The sequence below is a fragment of the Ruegeria sp. genome (assembly GCF_040830605.1).
Classification (GTDB): Bacteria; Pseudomonadota; Alphaproteobacteria; order Rhodobacterales; family Rhodobacteraceae; genus Ruegeria.
The window spans coordinates 446792-465087 of sequence record NZ_JBFOMD010000003.1 but is presented as its reverse complement, the minus strand read 5'-3'; the positions used below and the strand labels follow the sequence as shown (position 1 = coordinate 465087).

Annotated in this window: 16 protein-coding genes; 11 read left to right on the top strand and 5 right to left on the bottom strand. The window is 59.2% G+C overall.

Annotated elements, in window-relative coordinates:
• Positions 1 to 14: 14 nt before the first annotated feature.
• From AB3N21_RS06185 to AB3N21_RS06175, 3 genes are all read right to left on the bottom strand, one after another.
• Positions 15 to 2111: a GumC family protein gene (locus AB3N21_RS06185; RefSeq protein WP_367934387.1), complete on the bottom strand. Its 2097-nt coding sequence runs from the start codon at positions 2109 to 2111 to the stop codon at positions 15 to 17.
• A gap of 35 nt (positions 2112 to 2146) precedes the next feature.
• The gene (locus tag AB3N21_RS06180; RefSeq protein WP_367934386.1) at positions 2147 to 2809 is read right to left on the bottom strand and encodes a sugar transferase; all 663 of its coding nucleotides are present in this window, start codon (positions 2807 to 2809) and stop codon (positions 2147 to 2149) included.
• Positions 2810 to 3002: 193 nt separating this feature from the next.
• On the bottom strand, positions 3003 to 3797 hold the full coding sequence (locus AB3N21_RS06175) for a metallophosphoesterase family protein (protein WP_367934385.1): 795 nt from the start codon (positions 3795 to 3797) through the stop codon (positions 3003 to 3005).
• 304 nt (positions 3798 to 4101) lie between these two features.
• Between AB3N21_RS06175 and AB3N21_RS06170 the strand changes: the two genes are divergently transcribed.
• Complete coding sequence (locus AB3N21_RS06170) at positions 4102 to 4365, top strand: hypothetical protein (RefSeq protein ID WP_171173382.1); 264 nt, start codon at positions 4102 to 4104, stop codon at positions 4363 to 4365.
• Between the two features lie 3 nt (positions 4366 to 4368).
• Positions 4369 to 5715: a hypothetical protein gene (locus tag AB3N21_RS06165; protein WP_367934384.1), complete on the top strand. Its 1347-nt coding sequence runs from the start codon at positions 4369 to 4371 to the stop codon at positions 5713 to 5715.
• Positions 5716 to 5773: 58 nt separating this feature from the next.
• On the opposite strand, the gene AB3N21_RS06160 is transcribed toward AB3N21_RS06165, so the two are convergent.
• Together AB3N21_RS06160 and AB3N21_RS06155 are read right to left on the bottom strand one after the other, a co-directional pair.
• Positions 5774 to 6379, bottom strand: coding sequence for a transcription termination/antitermination protein NusG (locus AB3N21_RS06160; protein ID WP_367934383.1), 606 nt, complete (start codon positions 6377 to 6379; stop codon positions 5774 to 5776).
• Between the two features lie 128 nt (positions 6380 to 6507).
• Positions 6508 to 6780, bottom strand: a complete 273-nt coding sequence (locus AB3N21_RS06155) for a hypothetical protein (RefSeq protein ID WP_367934382.1) — start codon at positions 6778 to 6780, stop codon at positions 6508 to 6510.
• A 989-nt stretch (positions 6781 to 7769) separates the two neighbouring features.
• Here AB3N21_RS06155 and AB3N21_RS06150 point away from each other — a divergent pair.
• The 9 genes from AB3N21_RS06150 (at position 7770) to AB3N21_RS06110 (ending at position 18294) form a co-directional block, all read left to right on the top strand.
• Positions 7770 to 8078 carry a hypothetical protein gene (locus AB3N21_RS06150; protein ID WP_367934381.1) on the top strand — a complete coding sequence of 103 codons (309 nt, stop codon included), beginning with the start codon at positions 7770 to 7772 and terminating at the stop codon, positions 8076 to 8078.
• On the top strand, positions 8015 to 8863 hold the full coding sequence (locus tag AB3N21_RS06145) for a glycosyltransferase family 2 protein (protein ID WP_367934380.1): 849 nt from the start codon (positions 8015 to 8017) through the stop codon (positions 8861 to 8863). The genes AB3N21_RS06150 and AB3N21_RS06145 overlap by 64 nt, the downstream gene beginning before the upstream one ends.
• The gene (locus tag AB3N21_RS06140) at positions 8856 to 10979 is read left to right on the top strand and encodes a YjbH domain-containing protein (protein ID WP_367934379.1); all 2124 of its coding nucleotides are present in this window, start codon (positions 8856 to 8858) and stop codon (positions 10977 to 10979) included. The genes AB3N21_RS06145 and AB3N21_RS06140 overlap by 8 nt, the downstream gene beginning before the upstream one ends.
• A gap of 62 nt (positions 10980 to 11041) precedes the next feature.
• A complete protein-coding gene (locus tag AB3N21_RS06135) occupies positions 11042 to 11557 on the top strand; it encodes a YjbF family lipoprotein (RefSeq protein WP_367934378.1) in 516 nt (171 codons plus the stop codon).
• A 22-nt stretch (positions 11558 to 11579) separates the two neighbouring features.
• Entirely contained in the window at positions 11580 to 12956 is a 1377-nt protein-coding gene (locus tag AB3N21_RS06130; protein ID WP_367934377.1) for a polysaccharide biosynthesis/export family protein, read from the top strand.
• A 444-nt stretch (positions 12957 to 13400) separates the two neighbouring features.
• Positions 13401 to 14414, top strand: a complete 1014-nt coding sequence (locus AB3N21_RS06125; protein WP_367934376.1) for an NAD-dependent epimerase/dehydratase family protein — start codon at positions 13401 to 13403, stop codon at positions 14412 to 14414.
• Positions 14415 to 14432: 18 nt separating this feature from the next.
• Complete coding sequence (tviB, locus tag AB3N21_RS06120; protein WP_367934375.1) at positions 14433 to 15716, top strand: Vi polysaccharide biosynthesis UDP-N-acetylglucosamine C-6 dehydrogenase TviB; 1284 nt, start codon at positions 14433 to 14435, stop codon at positions 15714 to 15716.
• 33 nt (positions 15717 to 15749) lie between these two features.
• Positions 15750 to 17036 (top strand): lipopolysaccharide biosynthesis protein, encoded by a 1287-nt coding sequence (locus AB3N21_RS06115; protein WP_367934374.1) that lies wholly within the window; start codon positions 15750 to 15752, stop codon positions 17034 to 17036.
• Positions 17020 to 18294 (top strand): hypothetical protein, encoded by a 1275-nt coding sequence (locus AB3N21_RS06110; protein ID WP_367934373.1) that lies wholly within the window; start codon positions 17020 to 17022, stop codon positions 18292 to 18294. Before AB3N21_RS06115 ends, AB3N21_RS06110 begins: the two co-directional genes overlap by 17 nt.
• The last annotated feature ends 2 nt before the right edge of the window (positions 18295 to 18296 follow it).

Below are 18296 nucleotides of genomic sequence, written 5' to 3'. Positions count from 1 at the left end.
CGGATGACCGTCTGTCAGGCATCATAATATTGCGGGTAGGTGCCATACCCCCCTGCCCCGCCATACTTCCATGCCCGAGCAACGTCGATTTGGGACAGCACCAATCCCGTGACACTCAGATTGATGCTGGAAAACTGCTGCAACGCGTCTGCAACTTGGGTTCGCGTGGTTCGGTTCCAGGCGACTGAAAAGAGTATCGCATCCGCCGATTGACCGATGATGCGTGCATCCGGGACCACCAGAACCGGTGGGCTATCAATCACGATATGATCGTAGTGCGCGCGCAATTCCCTCAAGAAAGCCCGGAAACAGGCTGACGAGAATACATCCGCCGCATTCACGTCAGATGTCTCACCGGCCAGGACGTCGGCGCCGAGCACCGCATCATGCCGGATCACTTGCTTCAGCGGCTGTTTGCCGGAGATTGCTGCAAGCAATCCAGTGTCGGGACAATCCGGGAAGTACTGGTGAAAGGTGCGACGGCGGATATCGCCTTCGACAAGCAAAACGCGTTTATCCAGACCCGCGAGGTTTTGTGCAAGAGCAATGGCGTTCGTGGTTTTTCCCTCTCCCGGAACGGCAGAGGAAATCAAGATGATCTGTGGTGGAGCCTCGAGGTCCCAAAGCAGGAGCGATGTGCGCAGGTTGCGAACAGCTTCGGAAGCAACAGATGTCGGCCTGTCGCGCAGGTACGGCACAAGCTGACGACGGTCCCGCACTTGGATGCGAGGGAACTGCCCGATCACTGGAAGGCCCGACTGTGCCTCAAGCTCTTCCGCAGTACGGAACAACCCGGTCTGGAGCCGAAGTCGGAACAGGATGAGCGCGGCACCGACCACGGCCCCAAGGAGAATTGATATCGCGAGTATCCGCACCCTTGCGGGCTCGGCATATTCGCCGGGCGTGGCTTTCGAGAGGATTCGGCTGTCGGCCTGTTGCAGCCCTCTCTGCACGGCAGTTTCCTTGAAGCGTGCGAGGAAGGTTTCGTACAGAACGCTGGTGGCGTTGGCGTCCCGCTCCAACTGGCGAAGTCGCACCAGATCCGCCGATTGCGATTCGAATGCCTTTTGCAGAGTCGCCAGCGACGCTTCGAGTCCGGTTGCCTGCTGAGTCAGGCGAGACAATTCAGCGGTAGTTTCGGCGTGAAGGTTCTGAAGGCGAGCATTGAATTGGCTTGGCAACCCTGATGTGTTGGCTGTCACGGCTTCGGCCAAGTGATCGAGTGCAGGATCTGCCAACTCGGCTGCCTGTTGGACATCACCGCCCTGCCTCAGCGCTTCTATTCGGGTCAGACGCGCCTTGGTCGATACTTGCCGGATCCGAATATCTGCCAATCGACTGCGCATGTCCTTGGACTGGCGGTTCAATGCTTGCAGGGCTTCGGCGCTGCCGAATTGCGACGCGGCGCGCAGTTCTTTGACTTGGTTTTCTTTTGCGATGATGTCCAGTTCGAGTGTGGCCACGCGCTGCGAAAGCCAGTCAATCGCGTTTTCGGTTGCCTGAAATCGGGTGTCGATCTGGTCTTCGATATAAAGCTGCGCCAAAGTGTTCGCGATCAGGGCTGATTTTTGCGGGTCGCCTGTTTTGACTCTGATATGAAAGACATAGGTACTCGGAAGGTTGTTAACCGCGATCGCGTCCGCCACCGCCGATACTGTTTCGTCAATCGTGGTTGCTGGAGATGGGTCGGCTTCCAAGCCGAAGCGTTGTAGCGAGATAATCGGCTCGGGGCGTAAGTCCTTGTTGAACTCAGGGTCGCCGAGCAAGTCAAGTTCGGTCACCAATTGCTCAAGCAGTTGCCGTGAGCGGATAACCTCGATCTCAGTGTTGAGAACCGGAAGGTCGGTGGACAGGCCTGGCATGACGCTGTCCAGATCAACCACCCGCTCGGTGCGAGCCTGCAAGGCCAGTGCGGCTGTGGCGACGTATTTCGGGCTAGCGACGGCAAACGCATAGTATCCGACGATCAGGCCAACGATGGCCGCACAAATCGCAATCACCCATTTGTGGCGCCACAGCGTTACGAAGAGGTCAAGGAGATCGGCTTCTACCGGCTCAGCCGCTGGTGGTTGGCCGGTTTGGATCGTCTGGTAAGTGGAACGGTCCAGCATCAGGTGTTCAACTCTCGCTTCTTGCGCATGTGGTTTCAGGTGCCCTCAAATCGAAATACGACCAGAACCGTGCGCCAAAAGATCCACATCTCAAGCCGGAAGCCGGCGTTGTTGATGTAGTAAATGTCTGCACGAACCTTGTTGGCGACAGTTTCAGCCTCATGCGCGTACCCCACCTCGGTCTGCGCAAGACCACTTATTCCCGGTTTGACGGTATGTCGGGTTCGGTAGCCGGGTACGGTCCGCACATAGTGGCGGGCATGGTGGAAATAATCCGGACGGGGCCCTATGAGGCTCATGTCGCCTTTCAGGACATTGATAATCTGGGGGATTTCGTCGATGCGCGTTTGACGGAGAAATAGTCCCAGTCGGGTGATGCGGTGCGCCTCCGGCGGGTCGTGCGGCCTACGGGTTACGTGCCGCGCAGTCCGCATTGTTCGGAACTTGTAAGCGACAAAGGGCTTGCAATCCCGCCCCATTCGGATTTGAGCAAAAAACAACGGGCCTCGATTAAGGAGGGGATTGAGCACAATCAAAACGGCAGCAGTTGTCAGCAGTATTGGCAACAGGCAAGTTGCCAACGCTACATCGAAGCCACGCTTGCAGATTAAGAACGTTTCTGTTGACCGCAGGGCGCTGTAGGTTGTGAATTCGACAGGAACTTCTTGATCCGAACGCACCGCCTCAAAATCGAACATTCCTGTACCCGCCGTCTCACCTTCAAGATTGTGCCTGGCCACCTGCGGCGAAATCCGCGCGCATGATCGCTGGCACAAAGGTATGATCCGATCGGATGAGTAAAAACTTCGTTAATATTAATAAGAAGTTATGACAAATTCAGCGTAGTGCTCAGTTTTATGGTGTTGAACGGCGGAAGTGATTTAAATCGCCTCAGTTGTTCTTGTGGTATTCCGTGCTGCTACCACCCGTCGTTATGAAACGGACCCGCCCGCGTGAAATCTCTGCCGCTGTCAGTTGACCTGTGACAAAGGCGCCGGTGTCAATGGATATCAATCCATCCTGCAAGCAAGGTTCAGGTACGATGGTGTGACCGTGTACGAGCCAAAACCCGTCCTGTCGCCGGTGCTCACCTAAAGCCGGACGCCCCCAAAGCAGCACACGCCGGTCCTGCTCAGCCACGGATACGGTCGGGTCCATTGCCGCATGAGCGACGATAACATTACCACATTGCCAAGTAAGTGGGCGCGTGCGTAGCCAGTCCAACAAGTCTTCACCCATCGCTGCAGAAAGGCTTTCGGCAGCAGCGACCGCACCGTCGCCGCTAGTGACCTCGGTAACGTCGGTCACGCCGAAACTTGCAAAAGTCTGCAATCCGCCATTCTGGAGCCACAGTCGTCCGACGCGCTTGGGATCGTCGACAAACCGCAAAAGCATTTCTTCGTGGTTTCCGAGGAGGCAAATGACCTGCCGTCTTTCATCGCGTGCCAAAATGCGTAAGCGGCGCAAAACACCCGCGCTGTTTTCGCCGCGGTCAATGTAGTCTCCGACAAAAACCAGGGGATAATCCGGGTCAAGCTGGGTCAGCAGTTCTTCAAGTAGATCCAGACGCCCGTGGATATCGCCGACGGCATAGAACCGATGGTCTGGTGCAATTGGAGGGTATGGATCTTCGGAGGAGGTCTGCGGTGTTCCGCCTGCCAATCGTTTGAACAACTCTGAAAACATGCAACTCGTGTCCGTTCCGGCGGGGTTATGGGCTGACGGTCGCTCGCGATTTTCGCTCGGAAGCTTTGTTGAGAATGGTGCAACGCCGTGTCCGGGAATTCAACAGTCGGGTTCATTTGGGTTACCAAAGTGAAATAGTTGTGACGCAAGCGATTGTAATTTTCATTAATTGCAAGGTGTTACAACGTATGTAGGCATCTATTTAGAGTCGATCCCAACCCCTAACAACCTGCAAACCAGCCGTTCGGGCAACGGTATCCTGTCCGCGCTTATGATGAGCGCTGAAAACACACAGGAGAAACCCATGCCCTCCACCACCTTCAAGTTGACCTCTGACTGGGTCACGGCAAACCGGCATACCGCGTCCGCGGATCAGGACATTCTGCTGAGCAATGTCGGCGGGTCGTCAGTTCAGTTCGAAATCACGACCGATGATGCCTTTCCCGCTCTGGGCGCCTCGCAGGGGCATACGGTCCAGCCAAGTCGGTCATTCGCCATGCAACTCAAAGCCGGAGAGCGCCTGTGGATGGCTGGCGACAACGCACAAGCCACACTGTTGGTCGGGTGATTCATGTTGGCAGGAGGTCGTTTCGAAAAGGGGCGTTTCGATGGCAGCAGGCTGACGGCACGCCCCGCCAATAGCCAATGGGTCGCGTACCAGGCAAACGGATACGCTCCGGATTTACTGGGTGACTTCGCGTTGAACACTTTCAAGGGGGCTGGAGATGCGGCCGTCGGATTTGCGGATTTGTTTGCGTTTGAAAGAGCTTCGGAGGCGACTTTTACAGATGCAACCGGTGTGCTGAGAGTGGCGGCTGCGGGTGTTCCCCGGGTTGATCACGTTCGGGATAACGGAGAATGGGTGGTCAAAGGACTGCTCGTGGAAAGTGAGGCGCGGACAAATCTTTTCTCCTGGTCGAGTGCGTTCGATCAGGCGATCTGGTTCAAGACCCGCGCCGGTGTTGCGGCGAATGAGGTCTTGGCACCTGACGGCACGGTCTCGGGCTGCCGCTTTACAACCACAGCAACGAACTACGACGGTTCGGTGCGCCAGAATGCCAACTACTCAGCGGGGGATGTCCTGACGTTTTCCGTGTTCGCCAAAGCCGGGGATCGAGGTTTTGTCTTTCTGCGTGAGCGTACGACCGGGGTGCCGAAGGACAGCTATTTCGATCTTGTGAACGGGGTTCCCGAAGGTGTGAATTCAATCCACAACGCCAGCATGGAGGATGCTGGCAATGGCTGGTATCGCTGTGCGGTCACCGTTACGGCAACACAGAACGGGGATACTGCGTTTGAGATTTATAACTCCGAAGAGGATCTGAACACGTCTTCAACTGCCGCAGGGTACACGTATATCTGGGGTGCGCAGCTAGAGTTGGGGACGGCACCCTCATCTTACATCCCAACAACGGGATCAGCAGTGACAAGGGCGGCTGAGAAGCTGAGCGTTCCTTCGGGCGGTCTTCCCTTTTCGTCAATGCCGTCAGCCGTTTCGCTGACGATCAAAGGGGATGTACTCTATGCTGAAGGAGATGGTGACGGAGCGGTGTCTCTGTTGCAATGGGGGTCTGATTCGGACAATCAACTCCGTCAGGACATCCTCACATTGGCGCCTGATGCGGGTCGTTTTGAAGCGACTCAGGCCAGCGGTGGAATGATTGGCTCAGTGTCCTCGATAGCAGGAGTTTTTGGCCCCGGTCGAACGGCGTTCAGTGTGGCGTCACGCCATGGAGCTCAGCTGAACGGGGCACATCAGGGCAATGCTCTGATTGCGGATGGTTCTGCTCCACCGATTGCCAATTTGGCAGGTGCACCGATTGAGATCGGCGTTGCATTTATGGGGCATATCTCCCAATTCGGTCTTTGGGCGGCTGATATCGGAGATGTTGGTCTTAGTCAGGCTTCCGTTATCTGAGTGTGCATCGGTGCGTCTGGGTTTCCGCCCGGACGCGCAGATGGGTTCAAGGGTGGATTCAGCCGCTTGGTCTGCTCCCAAGCCGTTGCACGATCCCCCGGGGAACAGTAGTACGCACATCGCGTCCCATCAGGCTGATTAGCACTTCCAGGCGTGCATTTGTATCAAGCCGTTCAACCGTCGCTAGGATGTTCGCAAATGGTCCCGACAGAACTCGGATACGGTCGCCGTCGGCAAATTCATCGTTTGGTATAAAAAGGCCATGCCGGTCGCAGCGTGCCAACAGTCCGGCCATGAAGGGCACAGGCAGAGGGCGCGGGTTTTGGGAGTTGTTCAGGACAAGTTGGGCGACACCCCGTGTGGAATTGATCGCTTGCCAGCCGGGGAGCTTCGGGTCGAACTGGACGAACAGGTAGCCGGGAAACAATGGCCGGGGCTCGGTCTTGTGCCGCCCCCGCACACGCAGAGTTTCCAGCCGCGACGGACAGAAGGATTTGTAGCCCTGGCGGACGAGATTGCTTTCGGCAAGCAATCGGCCATTGGGTCGAAGTTGAGCGACAAACCAGTTTTCGGAACCTGATATGGCGTCCGAATTACGGCCGCCATTAATGCGATTTAGCGACAGAGTAGTCCGAAAGACATCTGGAGAAACCCGCTCATTCATTTCGATTTTGCCTTATGTTTTTCAATCATTTGAGACTTAGACACCTGTTAAGTTTTGCGCTTCTAGCCTTGGAGTTGTTGCAGAGGCGGTGGGATCGCAAGGATTGGGGTGAGAGTATGGTCCGGTTCCTAAACATGCGCTGTTTGGCGCAGGCAGTATTGTGTGCAGCTGTGGGCTCGGTCGGGTGGAACCCAGTGGTCGCGAGTGAGCAGGCGCCACGAACATTTGTAGTGAACAGCGATTTCGGAGGCCGGATTGATCGTCGTGCCGAACAGGTCCGGCAGTTGCGTGCGCGCCGAACCCGGGTTGAGATCCGTGGTCGGGTCTGCATGTCGTCCTGCACCATGTTCCTGGGCGCGGGGGATGTCTGCATCGACCCCGATACTGTGTTTGGTTTCCATGGTCCCAGCTTCTGGGGCCTTGCGCTGGATCAACCGAGTTTCGACTATTGGAGCGGAGTTATCGCAGAACATTACCCGGAGCCGTTGAGAGCTTGGTACATGGATCGCGGGCGCTATCGCCGCACCGGGTTCTTTCGCATATCCGGACGTCAGATTATCACCTTGGGGTACCCGAGTTGCTCCGTTCAAAGCTGAACTCCTAGTTGTTCACCGATGTGTTGTTCGTCGAGTTGGCGGACCCGGAGCCAGCGGCTACGGCAGCGGCCGCGGCACCGAGGCCGAGGGCTGGTGCCAAAAACCCGACCAAGTTTGTGGCGCCGGGAGTGACGTTCGGGGCATTCGATGCGGGCCGTTTTACGGGCGACCTGCTAGAGCAGGTGACTTTAAGACGCCTGTCCCCTGCCCACTTGGCCCGGATTATCTGTTTATCACCGCACGCTGCCTGCTTCAGGGCCACATCCATAGCAGAACTCTCCTGCGCCTGTGCGTTCAGTGGCAGGAGTAGAACGGTCGCCAAAGCAAAAACTCTTGAAGACATTGGGGAACTCCACATTGTTCCGCGACGGTTAAGGGCAAAAGTTAAAATTCTACTAATGTGGGAGGCAAAGGTTGCGCCAAGTCAGGCGTAAAGACATTGACGCAACACGTGTTTTTTGGAGAGCGGCAATATGCGAGAGACGAAGATCACCGGTGCTGCAATTGGGTTTGGCGGAGAGCCTGCCTGAGGCGTTCGATGCCAGATGCCACTGTCAGACGGCGTGGTAGTGATGGCATTCCCATCACACCTATGAGCTTAAGGTGGAAGATATTTTGGATGATACAACTTTAACGATTGAATTCTGCTCGTAATCGGCTAATCCAATGGGAAACCACGCGCCGATTTCGGGTAGGGACAATCCTGGTCTCTTCCGGTGCGGTAGCCGTGGGCATCTCTTCGCCTGACAGGTATGATAATCGCCGGGTCTGTGCTTCGAGCCAGCCACTTTCCGATGACTGACGACAAATCGAAAATCCCTGCGCCGGACCCTCGGTTGACCGGAAAGCAAATACGCGCCGCACGTGGCGTTCTAAACTGGTCTGTCCGGGCATTGGCTGAAGCCTCTGGTGTTGGTAGCGCTACGATCACCCGATACGAGATGGTGGATGGGGTCCCGCAATCCCGCAAAGGTAACCTGGATCGCCTGCGCACCGTGTTCGAGGCGCACGGTATCCGTTTCGTCACCGACCGCCGGGATTGTTATGGACTACTTTTCGAAATCCCCGAGGTCCGGACCCGCCGCAAGGAGGCGGAGACCTGAAAATATCGGTCGTCACCGCGGTCCTCAACCGCGCCGCGACGGTCCAAGAGGCGTTGGACAGCGTTGCCGCTCAAAGCTGGCAGGACGTGGAGCATGTGGTGCAGGATGGCGGGTCGACCGACGGGACACTGGAGATTCTGCGCGCGCAGAGCGGAACGATTTCGCTGGAGAGCGCCCCGGATGGCGGACTTTACGACGCTATCAACCAGGGTATCTTGCGGTGTCGTGGCGATGTGATCGGGCTGATGCATTCCGATGACGTTTTTGCCGACGTGGATGTGCTGACCCAAGTGGCCGGGGCATTTCGGAACCCGAAAGTGCATGGCGTTTACGGCGATCTCAACTACGTTTCGGCGCGCAACGCCTGTGTGGTCCGGCGTTGGCGGGCTGGGCCGTATCGCCGAGCGTTGCTGCGGCGGGGCTGGATGCCGCCGCACCCTACGCTCTACCTGCGGCGCGAGGTGTTCGAGGCGATGGGTGCCTATGATACGTCCTATCGGATCGCGGCGGATTACGAGGCCATGCTGCGTTGGCTATGGCACGGACGTATTCGGCTGGCCTATCTGCCCCAAGTCATGGTTCGGATGCGCCTTGGCGGCGTGAGCAACCGGTCACCGGGGCAAATCCTGCGCAAGAGCTGCGAAGATTACCGGGCTCTGCGGAGCAACGGAGTTGGTGGCCTCGGTACTTTGTTTCAGAAAAACGCCCGCAAGATAGGCCAGTTCCTACCTGTGCACACGACCGGATTGAACCTTGTCGAAGGTGACAGTCGCCGCCATGCCTGACGCTCGGGTCTGCGCACTGGCGGCTGTGCTAAGCGGGTTCTCCGCCCTGCCCGCCTCAAGTGAGCCTGAAATCACCACGACATACAACACTTATGGCTATCCCGGCCTTATCGACATGCCCTCGGCCCATAGCCGCCCGGATGCCGAGCTTGCCCTTAACGTCAGTCATTTCCGCAACACCACCCGGACAACGCTGACCTTCCAGATCACACCACGCCTGTCGGGCAGTTTCCGCTATTCAAACCTCTACGATATCCGAGGCCCCTCCCCCGGCGCCCCCGTGCGGGATTTCATCTATGACCGCAGCTTTTCGCTCCACTACCGGTTTCTTGATGAAACCCGGCGCAGGCCGGCGGTTGCAGTGGGGCTTAACGATTTCTTTGGCACCGGCATCTATCAGTCGGAATACCTGGTGGCCTCGAAAACCGTGCGTCCGTCGATACGAGTGACCGGAGGTATCGGCTGGGGCCGTCTGGGCAGCGCGGGTTCGTTCCGCAACCCACTGTCCTATGTTTTGGGCGGCCGGATGGACACCCGCCCAGGCCGGCTGGGGGACGAGGGCGGCAAGCTTGAGGCGCAGAACTGGTTTCGGGGGCCCGCCGCCCTGTTTGGCGGGGTCGAATGGCAGGCCAGCGACCGGCTGAAGCTGACCGCCGAGTATTCTTCGGACGCCTATCCGCAAGAGGACGGCATCGCCTTTGAGCGCAGGATTCCGGTCAACATCGGCGCCACATACCGGCTGCGGCCCGGCAAACATCTGTCCTTCAACTACCTTTACGGCTCTGAACTGGGCGTGAACCTGTCTATCGCGCTCAATCCCAAGGACCCGCCCAACGGCGGGACTCGGGACAAGGCCCCGCCGCCAATTGTGGTGCGGACACTTGACGCTGCACAGCTTGGTTGGGCGCCCGAGGATGTAAAGGGCGACGACCTTAGCGAGCGGGCGACCCGGGCGCTGGCGGCGGTTGATCTCGAACTTCACTCTCTGCAGATCACCGGAGACACTGCACGGGTTGTGTTTCGCGGCACCTCTCGCACCCGGTCGGGGCAGGATATCGGCCGCACGGCCCGCGCGCTTACCGGCATCCTGCCGCCAAGGATTGAAACCTTCGAAATCGTGCCGATGGTCAACGGGTTGACGCCCACTCAGGTGACGCTGAGCCGCTCGGATCTGGAGGCGTTGGAATATGAGTTCGACAACAGCTGGTCCAGTTATGCCCGCGCCCGGATTGACTCGCTGGAACGGGCCGAGCCCCCGCTTGCTGACAGCTATCCGATGTTCCGACCGAGCTTTGGCCCCTATCTGCAACCGGCGCTGTTCGACCCGGATGAACCGGTGCGGCTGGATTTTGGGGTTGAGGCGCGCGCCACGCTGGAACCGGCCCGCGGACTGATCCTTCGCGGCGCGGTGCGCAAGCGGTTGGTGGGCAATCTCGACGGGTCCACCCGCCCCTCGGATTCGGTGCTGCCGCATGTGCGCAGCGACTTCGCCATTTACGACCGCGAAGGTGATCCAGCGATCACCGAACTCACCGGCGCGCAATATTTCCAGCCGGGCCGCGACCTCTATGGCCGGGTGACGCTGGGATATCTGGAACCGATGTTCGGCGGCCTTTCGGCCGAGCTTCTGTGGAAACCGCTGAACAGCCGGTTCGGTTTTGGAGTCGAGCTGAACTATGTCCGCCAGCGGGATTTCGATCAGCTCTTCGGCTTTCAGGACTACCGGGTCGCCACCGGCCACGCGATTGGTTACTGGCAGTTCAACAACGGCTATCACCTGCGCGTCGATGCCGGGCGCTATCTGGCAGGCGATTGGGGTACCACCATCGCGCTGGATCGCGAGTTCAAGAACGGCTGGAAAGTGGGCGCTTTTGCTACGTTCACCAATGTATCGGCCAGCGAATTCGGCGAGGGCTCATTCGACAAGGGCATCGTGGTCACCATTCCCATCGACTGGATTTCAGGCGAGCCCACACGCGACGATTTCACCACTGTCCTGCGCCCGGTGCAGCGTGACGGCGGCGCCAGGCTCGAAGTCGCCGGACGTCTTTATGAGACGGTGCGGGGGCTGCGCGGGCGCGACCTGCAGAACAACTGGGGCCGGTTCTGGCGATAAGGTTCCTTCTGCTGTGCCTGCTGCTGACCGCCTGTGCGCAAAAGGCGCCGCATCCACGTCAGGTGCTGACACGCGAGGGGTTGAACGCCAGCGACGGCCCCTTGCTTCTGGCCGAATTGGGGGATCTTGAGACCGCCGCTACGCTGGCTCCGTCCAGCCGCAATGGGACTGTGCGGACCTGGGCTTCGGGCGATCTTGTGTCGCTGTCGTTCCGGCAAGGGGTACTGGTGGCAAGCCGGGGCCTTGGGCATGATCTGATGAGTGCGGATGTCGGCGGCACGCTGGCCATGTTGGAGGGCCAAAGCGCCGGATATTACGAGCGCTTCCACACTTATCTGAGCGGCGAATACCAAACCGTCCACCGCGCCTTTCAGTGCCAGCGATCCGGCACGTGGGCCGAGCGGATCGTCATCTTCGACCGGCCTCAGGACACCACCCGAGTCGAGGAGAGCTGTGTCTCACCCGGCCTCACACTGACCAATATCTACTGGCGCGGGCCGGACGGGTTTTGGTGGAAAACACGGCAATGGGTCAGTCCGGGCGCGGGCTATCTGACGACCGAACGGCTGATCCGATGAGGCCGCAAGCAACGGAGCGAACATGAAACGGATGATCCCCCGAACCCGGGCAAGCGCCGGGCTGCTGGCCGCCTGCCTGACGCTGGCCGCCTGTGGCGTCACCTACACCAGCCCGCGTGTTTCGAACCAGCTCGACGGTGTCGCAGTGCGCGAGGTGCTGTTGACCGCGCAGACGGTTCTGGTGGCTAACAAAACCACGCCCTACACCCCGCGCAGCCTGCCGCAGGCCTTCTATCAAACCGCTGGAACCGGCAGCGGTCTGCGCTTTTCCGGACGCTTGCCAGAACAGCCAGTCGTGCCCGAACTTGCCCCCAAACCGCTGGAGCTACGCGCCCCACCGCAAGTGATGCCGCCGCCCTACCGGATCGGCGTCGGGGACGTGGTCACGCTGGCCACCCGCAACACCGGGTCCGCGAACGACCTGAGCGGCCTGCTCGCCACCCAGAACCGGCGCGAAGGCTATACCGTGCGCGATGACGGCGCAATCTCGATCCCCGATATCGGCCCGGTGCGGATGGCAGGCCTGTCGCTGAAGGATGCTGAGGCCGCCCTGTTCGATGCCCTGATCGCCCGCCAGATCGACCCGGCCTTTTCGCTGGACGTGGCCGAGTTCAACTCCAAGCGCGTGGCTGTCGGCGGCGGCGTGGCCAGCCCTCGCATCGTGCCGGTCGCGCTGAGCCCGCTGACCTTGGGCGAGGCGATCACCACCGCCGGTGGCATCACTCTGCGCGACCGCGAATATGCCTCGATCCGCATCTACCGCACCGGCGATCTGTATCAGATACCGCTTGAGGACTATCTGCGACGTCCCGATCTGCAACGCTTGAATTTGCTGAACGGCGATGCGGTTTATGTCGATACCAGTTACGACCTAGACCGAGCGCTAAGGTTCTATCGTGAGCGGGTCGACGTGATCAGCCTGAACCGGCAAGCCCGGGCCGATGCGCTGACAGAATTGGACCTTGAGGTCGACCTGCGCCGCGATCAGTTAGAGGAAACCCGCGACAACTTTCAGGACCGGGTGCAGCTTGACGCTGAGGGGCGCGACTACATCTATCTTGGCGGAGAGTTCCGGAACAACGCCCGTATCCCCCTGCCCTACAATCAGCAGCTCAAACTGACCGACGCGCTGTTCTCACAGGGCGGCTATAGCACCCGCACGGCCGATGCCTCGCATATCTACGTGCTGCGCAGCTCGACCCATCCCGAAGAATTCGGTGCGGTGACCGCGTGGCATCTGGACGCGCGCAACCCGGCGGCCCTAGCGCTTGCGGCCCGGATGGAGATGCGGCCCGACGACATCGTGTTCATCCAGGAACAGCCCATAACCTCATGGGGCCGGGCGCTGGACCAGTTCCTGCCGTCCCTGTTGAACGCCGGGCTGGATGCAGCAAGCTGATGATATCTCGCCGAAAAACTTTCCCTAACGTCAGAATTCGACTCTGCCGGATGTACAATTCAGTATATTCTGCGCGGGAAAAGATTGATTTTTGTGTGGTACAAGCGGTAACGAGGACCCATAGTTAATGTGTCGTGGAATTCTTCCCCGAGCGTTGTGGACGTTTGTTGCCCGCATCAGAGTTTTAAAAGTTGAGTATGTATGAGTTTGTGTAACATGGACATTAGAACAGCAGTTCTACTGCATTTTCTCCAATCCAGTATCGAAACACATCCCGGCATCATGTGCGGGACGCGACAGCGGAATCTGGTGTGTTGACTGTGTGGCCAGCACGCTTTGAGGGCTGTCGCGTGCACGAATTAACCTTTACCAATAGATCAAGACATTGACCCTGCCGCGGAACTGATTGCTCCCCCTCTTTCCGCGCAGAACATGAGGAATGTAATGAAAAAAGTGCTTGTAACCGGAACCGCTGGTTTTATCGGGTTCCACCTTGCCAAACTGCTGCTGTCCGAAGGGTTCCGCGTGCACGGTTATGACGGGATGACGGACTATTACGACGTCACCCTGAAACAGCGCCGCCATCAGATGCTGCTGCAGACCCCGGGATTTTCGGCCACCGAGGACCTGCTGGAAAACCACAAACGCCTGATGCAGGTGGCGGACGAGTTCGAACCGGATGTGATCGTGCATCTGGCCGCGCAGGCCGGTGTTCGCTACAGCCTGGAAAATCCGCGCAGCTATATCGATTCAAACGTAGTCGGCACTTTCAACGTGATGGAGGTGGCGCGGGTGCACAAGGTTGAGCATCTGCTGATGGCCTCGACCTCGTCGGTTTATGGCGCCAACGAAGACATGCCGTTCACCGAAGTCGAAAAAGCCGACACCCAGTTGACCATCTACTCGGCCACCAAAAAGGCGAACGAGGCCATGGGCCACTCCTATGCCCACCTGTGGAACCTGCCCACCACCATGTTCCGGTTCTTTACCGTCTACGGCACCTGGGGGCGGCCTGATCTGGCGCTTTACAAGTTCGTGGATGCGATCCTCGATGACCGTCCGATCGACATCTACAACCATGGCAACATGTACCGCGATTTCACCTATGTGGACGATCTGGTCCGGGGCATCCGTCTGCTGATCGATGCGGCCCCTGTTTGCCCCGAGCGAAAAAAGGACATCGAAGAGGGCGACAGCCTGTCACCGGTCGGTCCCTTCCGCGTCGTCAATATCGGCAACGGGGACAAGGTGCGTCTGCTGGATTTCATCGACGCGATTGAAGATGCGCTCGGCAAGAAGGCGATCCGAAACTACATGCCCATGCAGATGGGCGATGTGCCCGCCACCTGGGCAGATACGTCTTTGCTGAAAAGCCTGACCGGCTATGCGCCGCAAACGGATTTCCGCGACGGGATCGCACGATTTGTCGAGTGGTTCCGTGACTACCACAACAAGTGACTTGGACGAGTTTGTTTCATGACGCTACCAGATATTAACTCTTTGAAAATTGCCGTGATCGGCCTGGGCTATGTTGGCCTGCCGCTGGCGGTGGCCTTTGGTAAAACCGGTCCTGTTGTCGGCTTTGACGTCAATCCCGGCCGCATTGACGAGTTGAAACGCGGTCAGGATTCGACGCTGGAGGTCGAACCGGACGAACTGGCCGAGGCCGCGCAGCTGTCCTTCACCACCGACCCTGCCGGTATCGCCGATTGCAACGTCTTCATCGTCACCGTTCCCACCCCGATCACCGCGAACAAGCGCCCGAACCTGACGCCGCTGATCCACGCCTCGGAAACCGTGGGCGATGTGCTGAAGCCCGGCGATCTGGTGATCTACGAATCCACCGTCTATCCCGGCGCAACCGAAGAGGATTGCGTGCCGGTGTTGGAACGGGTCTCGGGCCTAACGTTCAACACAGACTTCTTTGCCGGTTACAGCCCTGAGCGGATCAACCCTGGCGACAAGCAACACCGCCTGCCGAATATCTGCAAGGTCACCTCTGGCTCGACGCCAGAGATCGCCGATCTGGTCGATGCGCTTTATGGACGGATCATCGAGGCCGGGACCCACAAAGCCGAAAGCATCCGCGTGGCCGAAGCCGCCAAGGTGATCGAGAACACCCAGCGCGATCTGAACATAGCTCTGGTCAACGAACTGGCGATCATCTTTGGCCGCATGGGCATCGACACCGAGGCAGTGCTGCAGGCGGCGGGCACCAAGTGGAACTTTTTACCCTTCCGTCCCGGTCTGGTCGGTGGGCACTGCATCGGCGTCGATCCCTACTATCTGACCCACAAGGCCGAGGCCGTGGGCCATCACCCGCAGATCATTCTGGCGGGGCGTCGGTTGAACGACGGAATGGGCAGCCATATCGTCTCGCAACTGGTCAAACGGATGACCCAGAAGGGGATCAATGTCGGCGCTGCGCGCGTGCTGGTGCTGGGCCTGACCTTCAAGGAGAACTGCCCGGATCTGCGCAACACCCGCGTCGTCGATATCGTGGAAGAGCTGCAAAGTTACGGTATCGAAGTCGACGTGCACGACCCGCATGTTGACGCGGCTGCGGCTCAGGCGGAATACGGCATCTCTCTGGTGTCCGAGCCGCAATCGGGCGCCTATGACGGCATCGTTCTGGCCGTTGCGCACAAGGAATTCCTGGCGCTTGATGCTGCCCAGCTCCGCGCCTTTGGCAAGGCCGAGAATGTGCTGTTCGATGTCAAATCCTGCCTACCACGAGAGGCCAGCGACCTGCGTCTCTGACGCAGGCCACCTAACACGGACGATGCCAACCCGTTGACCGGATCGATTCTATTGACCGCACGCCCCCGGCGCCTGCGGGGTGAGGCGTTGTGGGTCGTGTTGGGTCAGGTTGGAGTGCTGACCGGCACGCTGGCGCTGGTGCGGGTGCAGACCGGTTTGCTCTCGCCAGTAGGATACGGGCAGCTCGCGCTGGCGATGACCCTGTTTGGCTTTGGCCAGACCGCGGTTTTCGGTGGGTTGAACATGGCGATCGCGCGGCTCTACGCTCCAACGCACGCGGGCGGAGAGCTCGCCAATTATCTTCAAACCGGCAGGCGCGTGCTTTTGTGGCTATCTGGCTTCTGGTGCATGGCTCTGCTCTTGCTCGCCCTGGCTTTCTTCGCAAGTGCCCGCCCCGAATGGGCGGCAATCGCCCTGATGTTGTTGCCCTACTCACTCCTGAACGGTTCTGTGAGCGCGCTCGTCGCTTTTCACAACGCTCGTCGCGCCCGCCGCGTCGTGGCATTGCACCAAATGGCCGATGTCTGGCTGCGGGTCGGCGGCGTGTGCGTTGCCGGACAGGTCTTCGGCCCGAGCCTTTTAGCCTTCTTCACCGTCTATGCTCTGTCTAGCTTGATCGTTCTAGTGTCGCTGGCCGCCATGTCTCGCTTAACCGACAGCCCCGATGGCTCCGAAAAGGCCGATGCAACTCATCACGATTTTCTGGCCTATGCTTGGCCAATCTATGTTTGGTCCCCGTTTGTCTGGGCGCAGCTTTCGGTCGATCGCTGGGCACTCGATATCTTTGCCACCGGGACAGCCGTCGGCCTATATGCGGTGGCCGCACAACTCACATTTGGCCCGGCGCGAATCGCTCTTGCGGCGTTTCTCAGGTTTTTTACGCCAGTTCTTTTCGACGGCATTAGCAATGGTGAAACAGAGCTATCAAAGCTGAAGCGGATCGGCCTCCTCGCCCTGAGCGCAACGCTTGCGGGCTTTGCCCTGACCTCCGTCTGGCATGCCGAAATCTTCGCCCTCGCCGTGGGGATCGAATTTCAATCAGCTTCGATCTACCTGCCCTGGCTCGTACTCGCCGCTGGCCTGATTGCGACCGGAGAAGTCCTCACTCTGACCATCCTGGGCAGACAGGATACCAAGGCATTGATCGCCCCCAAGGTTGCCTCGGCCCTGACCGGGATTTTCCTGTCATTACTCGGCGCCGCATGGATCGGGATCTGGGGTGTTGTCGCGGCACAGGTGGCACATGCCGCCTTGTATCTTATCTGGATCATCACCCGGCTGGCCCCGTCACATATGCGCGGACATGATCGTCCTTCCTGAATATCAGTTTCCTTTGAGTGCTACGCTTGCGTTGCTGGTGTTTCTGCACCTACGTCGCCGTCGGCTGTGTTCGGCCTGCGTGCTCGCGGCACTGCTCGCGTATACGCTCTATCTACTGGCCATCGACTATGCCGACACGGTTGCGCAGGTGCGCGTCTTCTCACATCTGCGGGCCGGGTTTGTGGTCGCAAATTGCGCAATGATCGCTACCTTCGCGGTTTGTTTCCAGCTGGGCCAGTTCGTCGTGACGCGGGTGATGTCCGGGTTGCCTGCCGCTCCGAACCAAATCGCGAAACGCAGCAATGCGGTACTTGTGCCTCTTGTCCTCGGTGCCGCCCTCACGGCGGTGTCGGCGGACGGTTGGTGGCTGTTTGCGCCCTATCCGCAGAACAAAGGCCTGTTCGCCCTTATCCCGCTGGGTGGGGCGGGCGCTGTTGCCAATCTGCTTCTGCTGATCGCCGTGCTCCGGGCCCGGACGCTGCACCTGCATACCCGACTGGCCATGACCGTGTTCTGGCTGACCGCTCTGCACTATGTGCTTGCCGGAGATCGCGGGTCGCTGTTGTTTCTCACCCTCGGCCTTTACGCCTGTCGCCTGCAGGCCCAGCCACGGTTCACCCTGCGTACCGTTGCGGAAATGGCGGTGCTGGGTGCCGGAATGCTGGTTCTGCTGGATCAGATCTCGGCCCTGCGGTCCTGGGGGAATGCCCCCCTATCCAGCGCGAGTTTTCTGGAAGAGATCGACTTGCTTCCCCAGTCCATCGCCCACACGGCCCATGCCATCGATATTCGGCTGTCAGGGCTGGAGCCCCTGCCTGGCGGTCTGCCTGCGTTCGCCTTGACGCTGCTGATACAGATCGTCCCCTCGGGTCTGCTGCATTTTCTGGGCATTGAGACCTACAACGGCCCCGTGCTGCTGTCAGATTACGTCACCCATGGCGGCGGTTTCCTAGTCCCGGCCGAACTGTTCTTTGTCGGAGGGTTGGACACGGTGGCCGGGATTGGAGCCTATTTTGGCGCCATCGCCGCGCTCAATGATCGGATTGCGCAACGGGCCGCAGCACGGGGCGACACGCTGATGACGATACTGGTGCTGCTGGCCGCGGCTTCGACTTTTTACACCATGTTCTACGGGGTGCAGGCTCTGCATCGGATGCTGACCCTGCCGTTGGTCTTTCTGTCCGCCCGAACACTCTTGCGCACGGTGCTCAGGGGCGTCCCAACACTCCGCGCATTTGGCCCGGGGGCAGCCCGCTGACC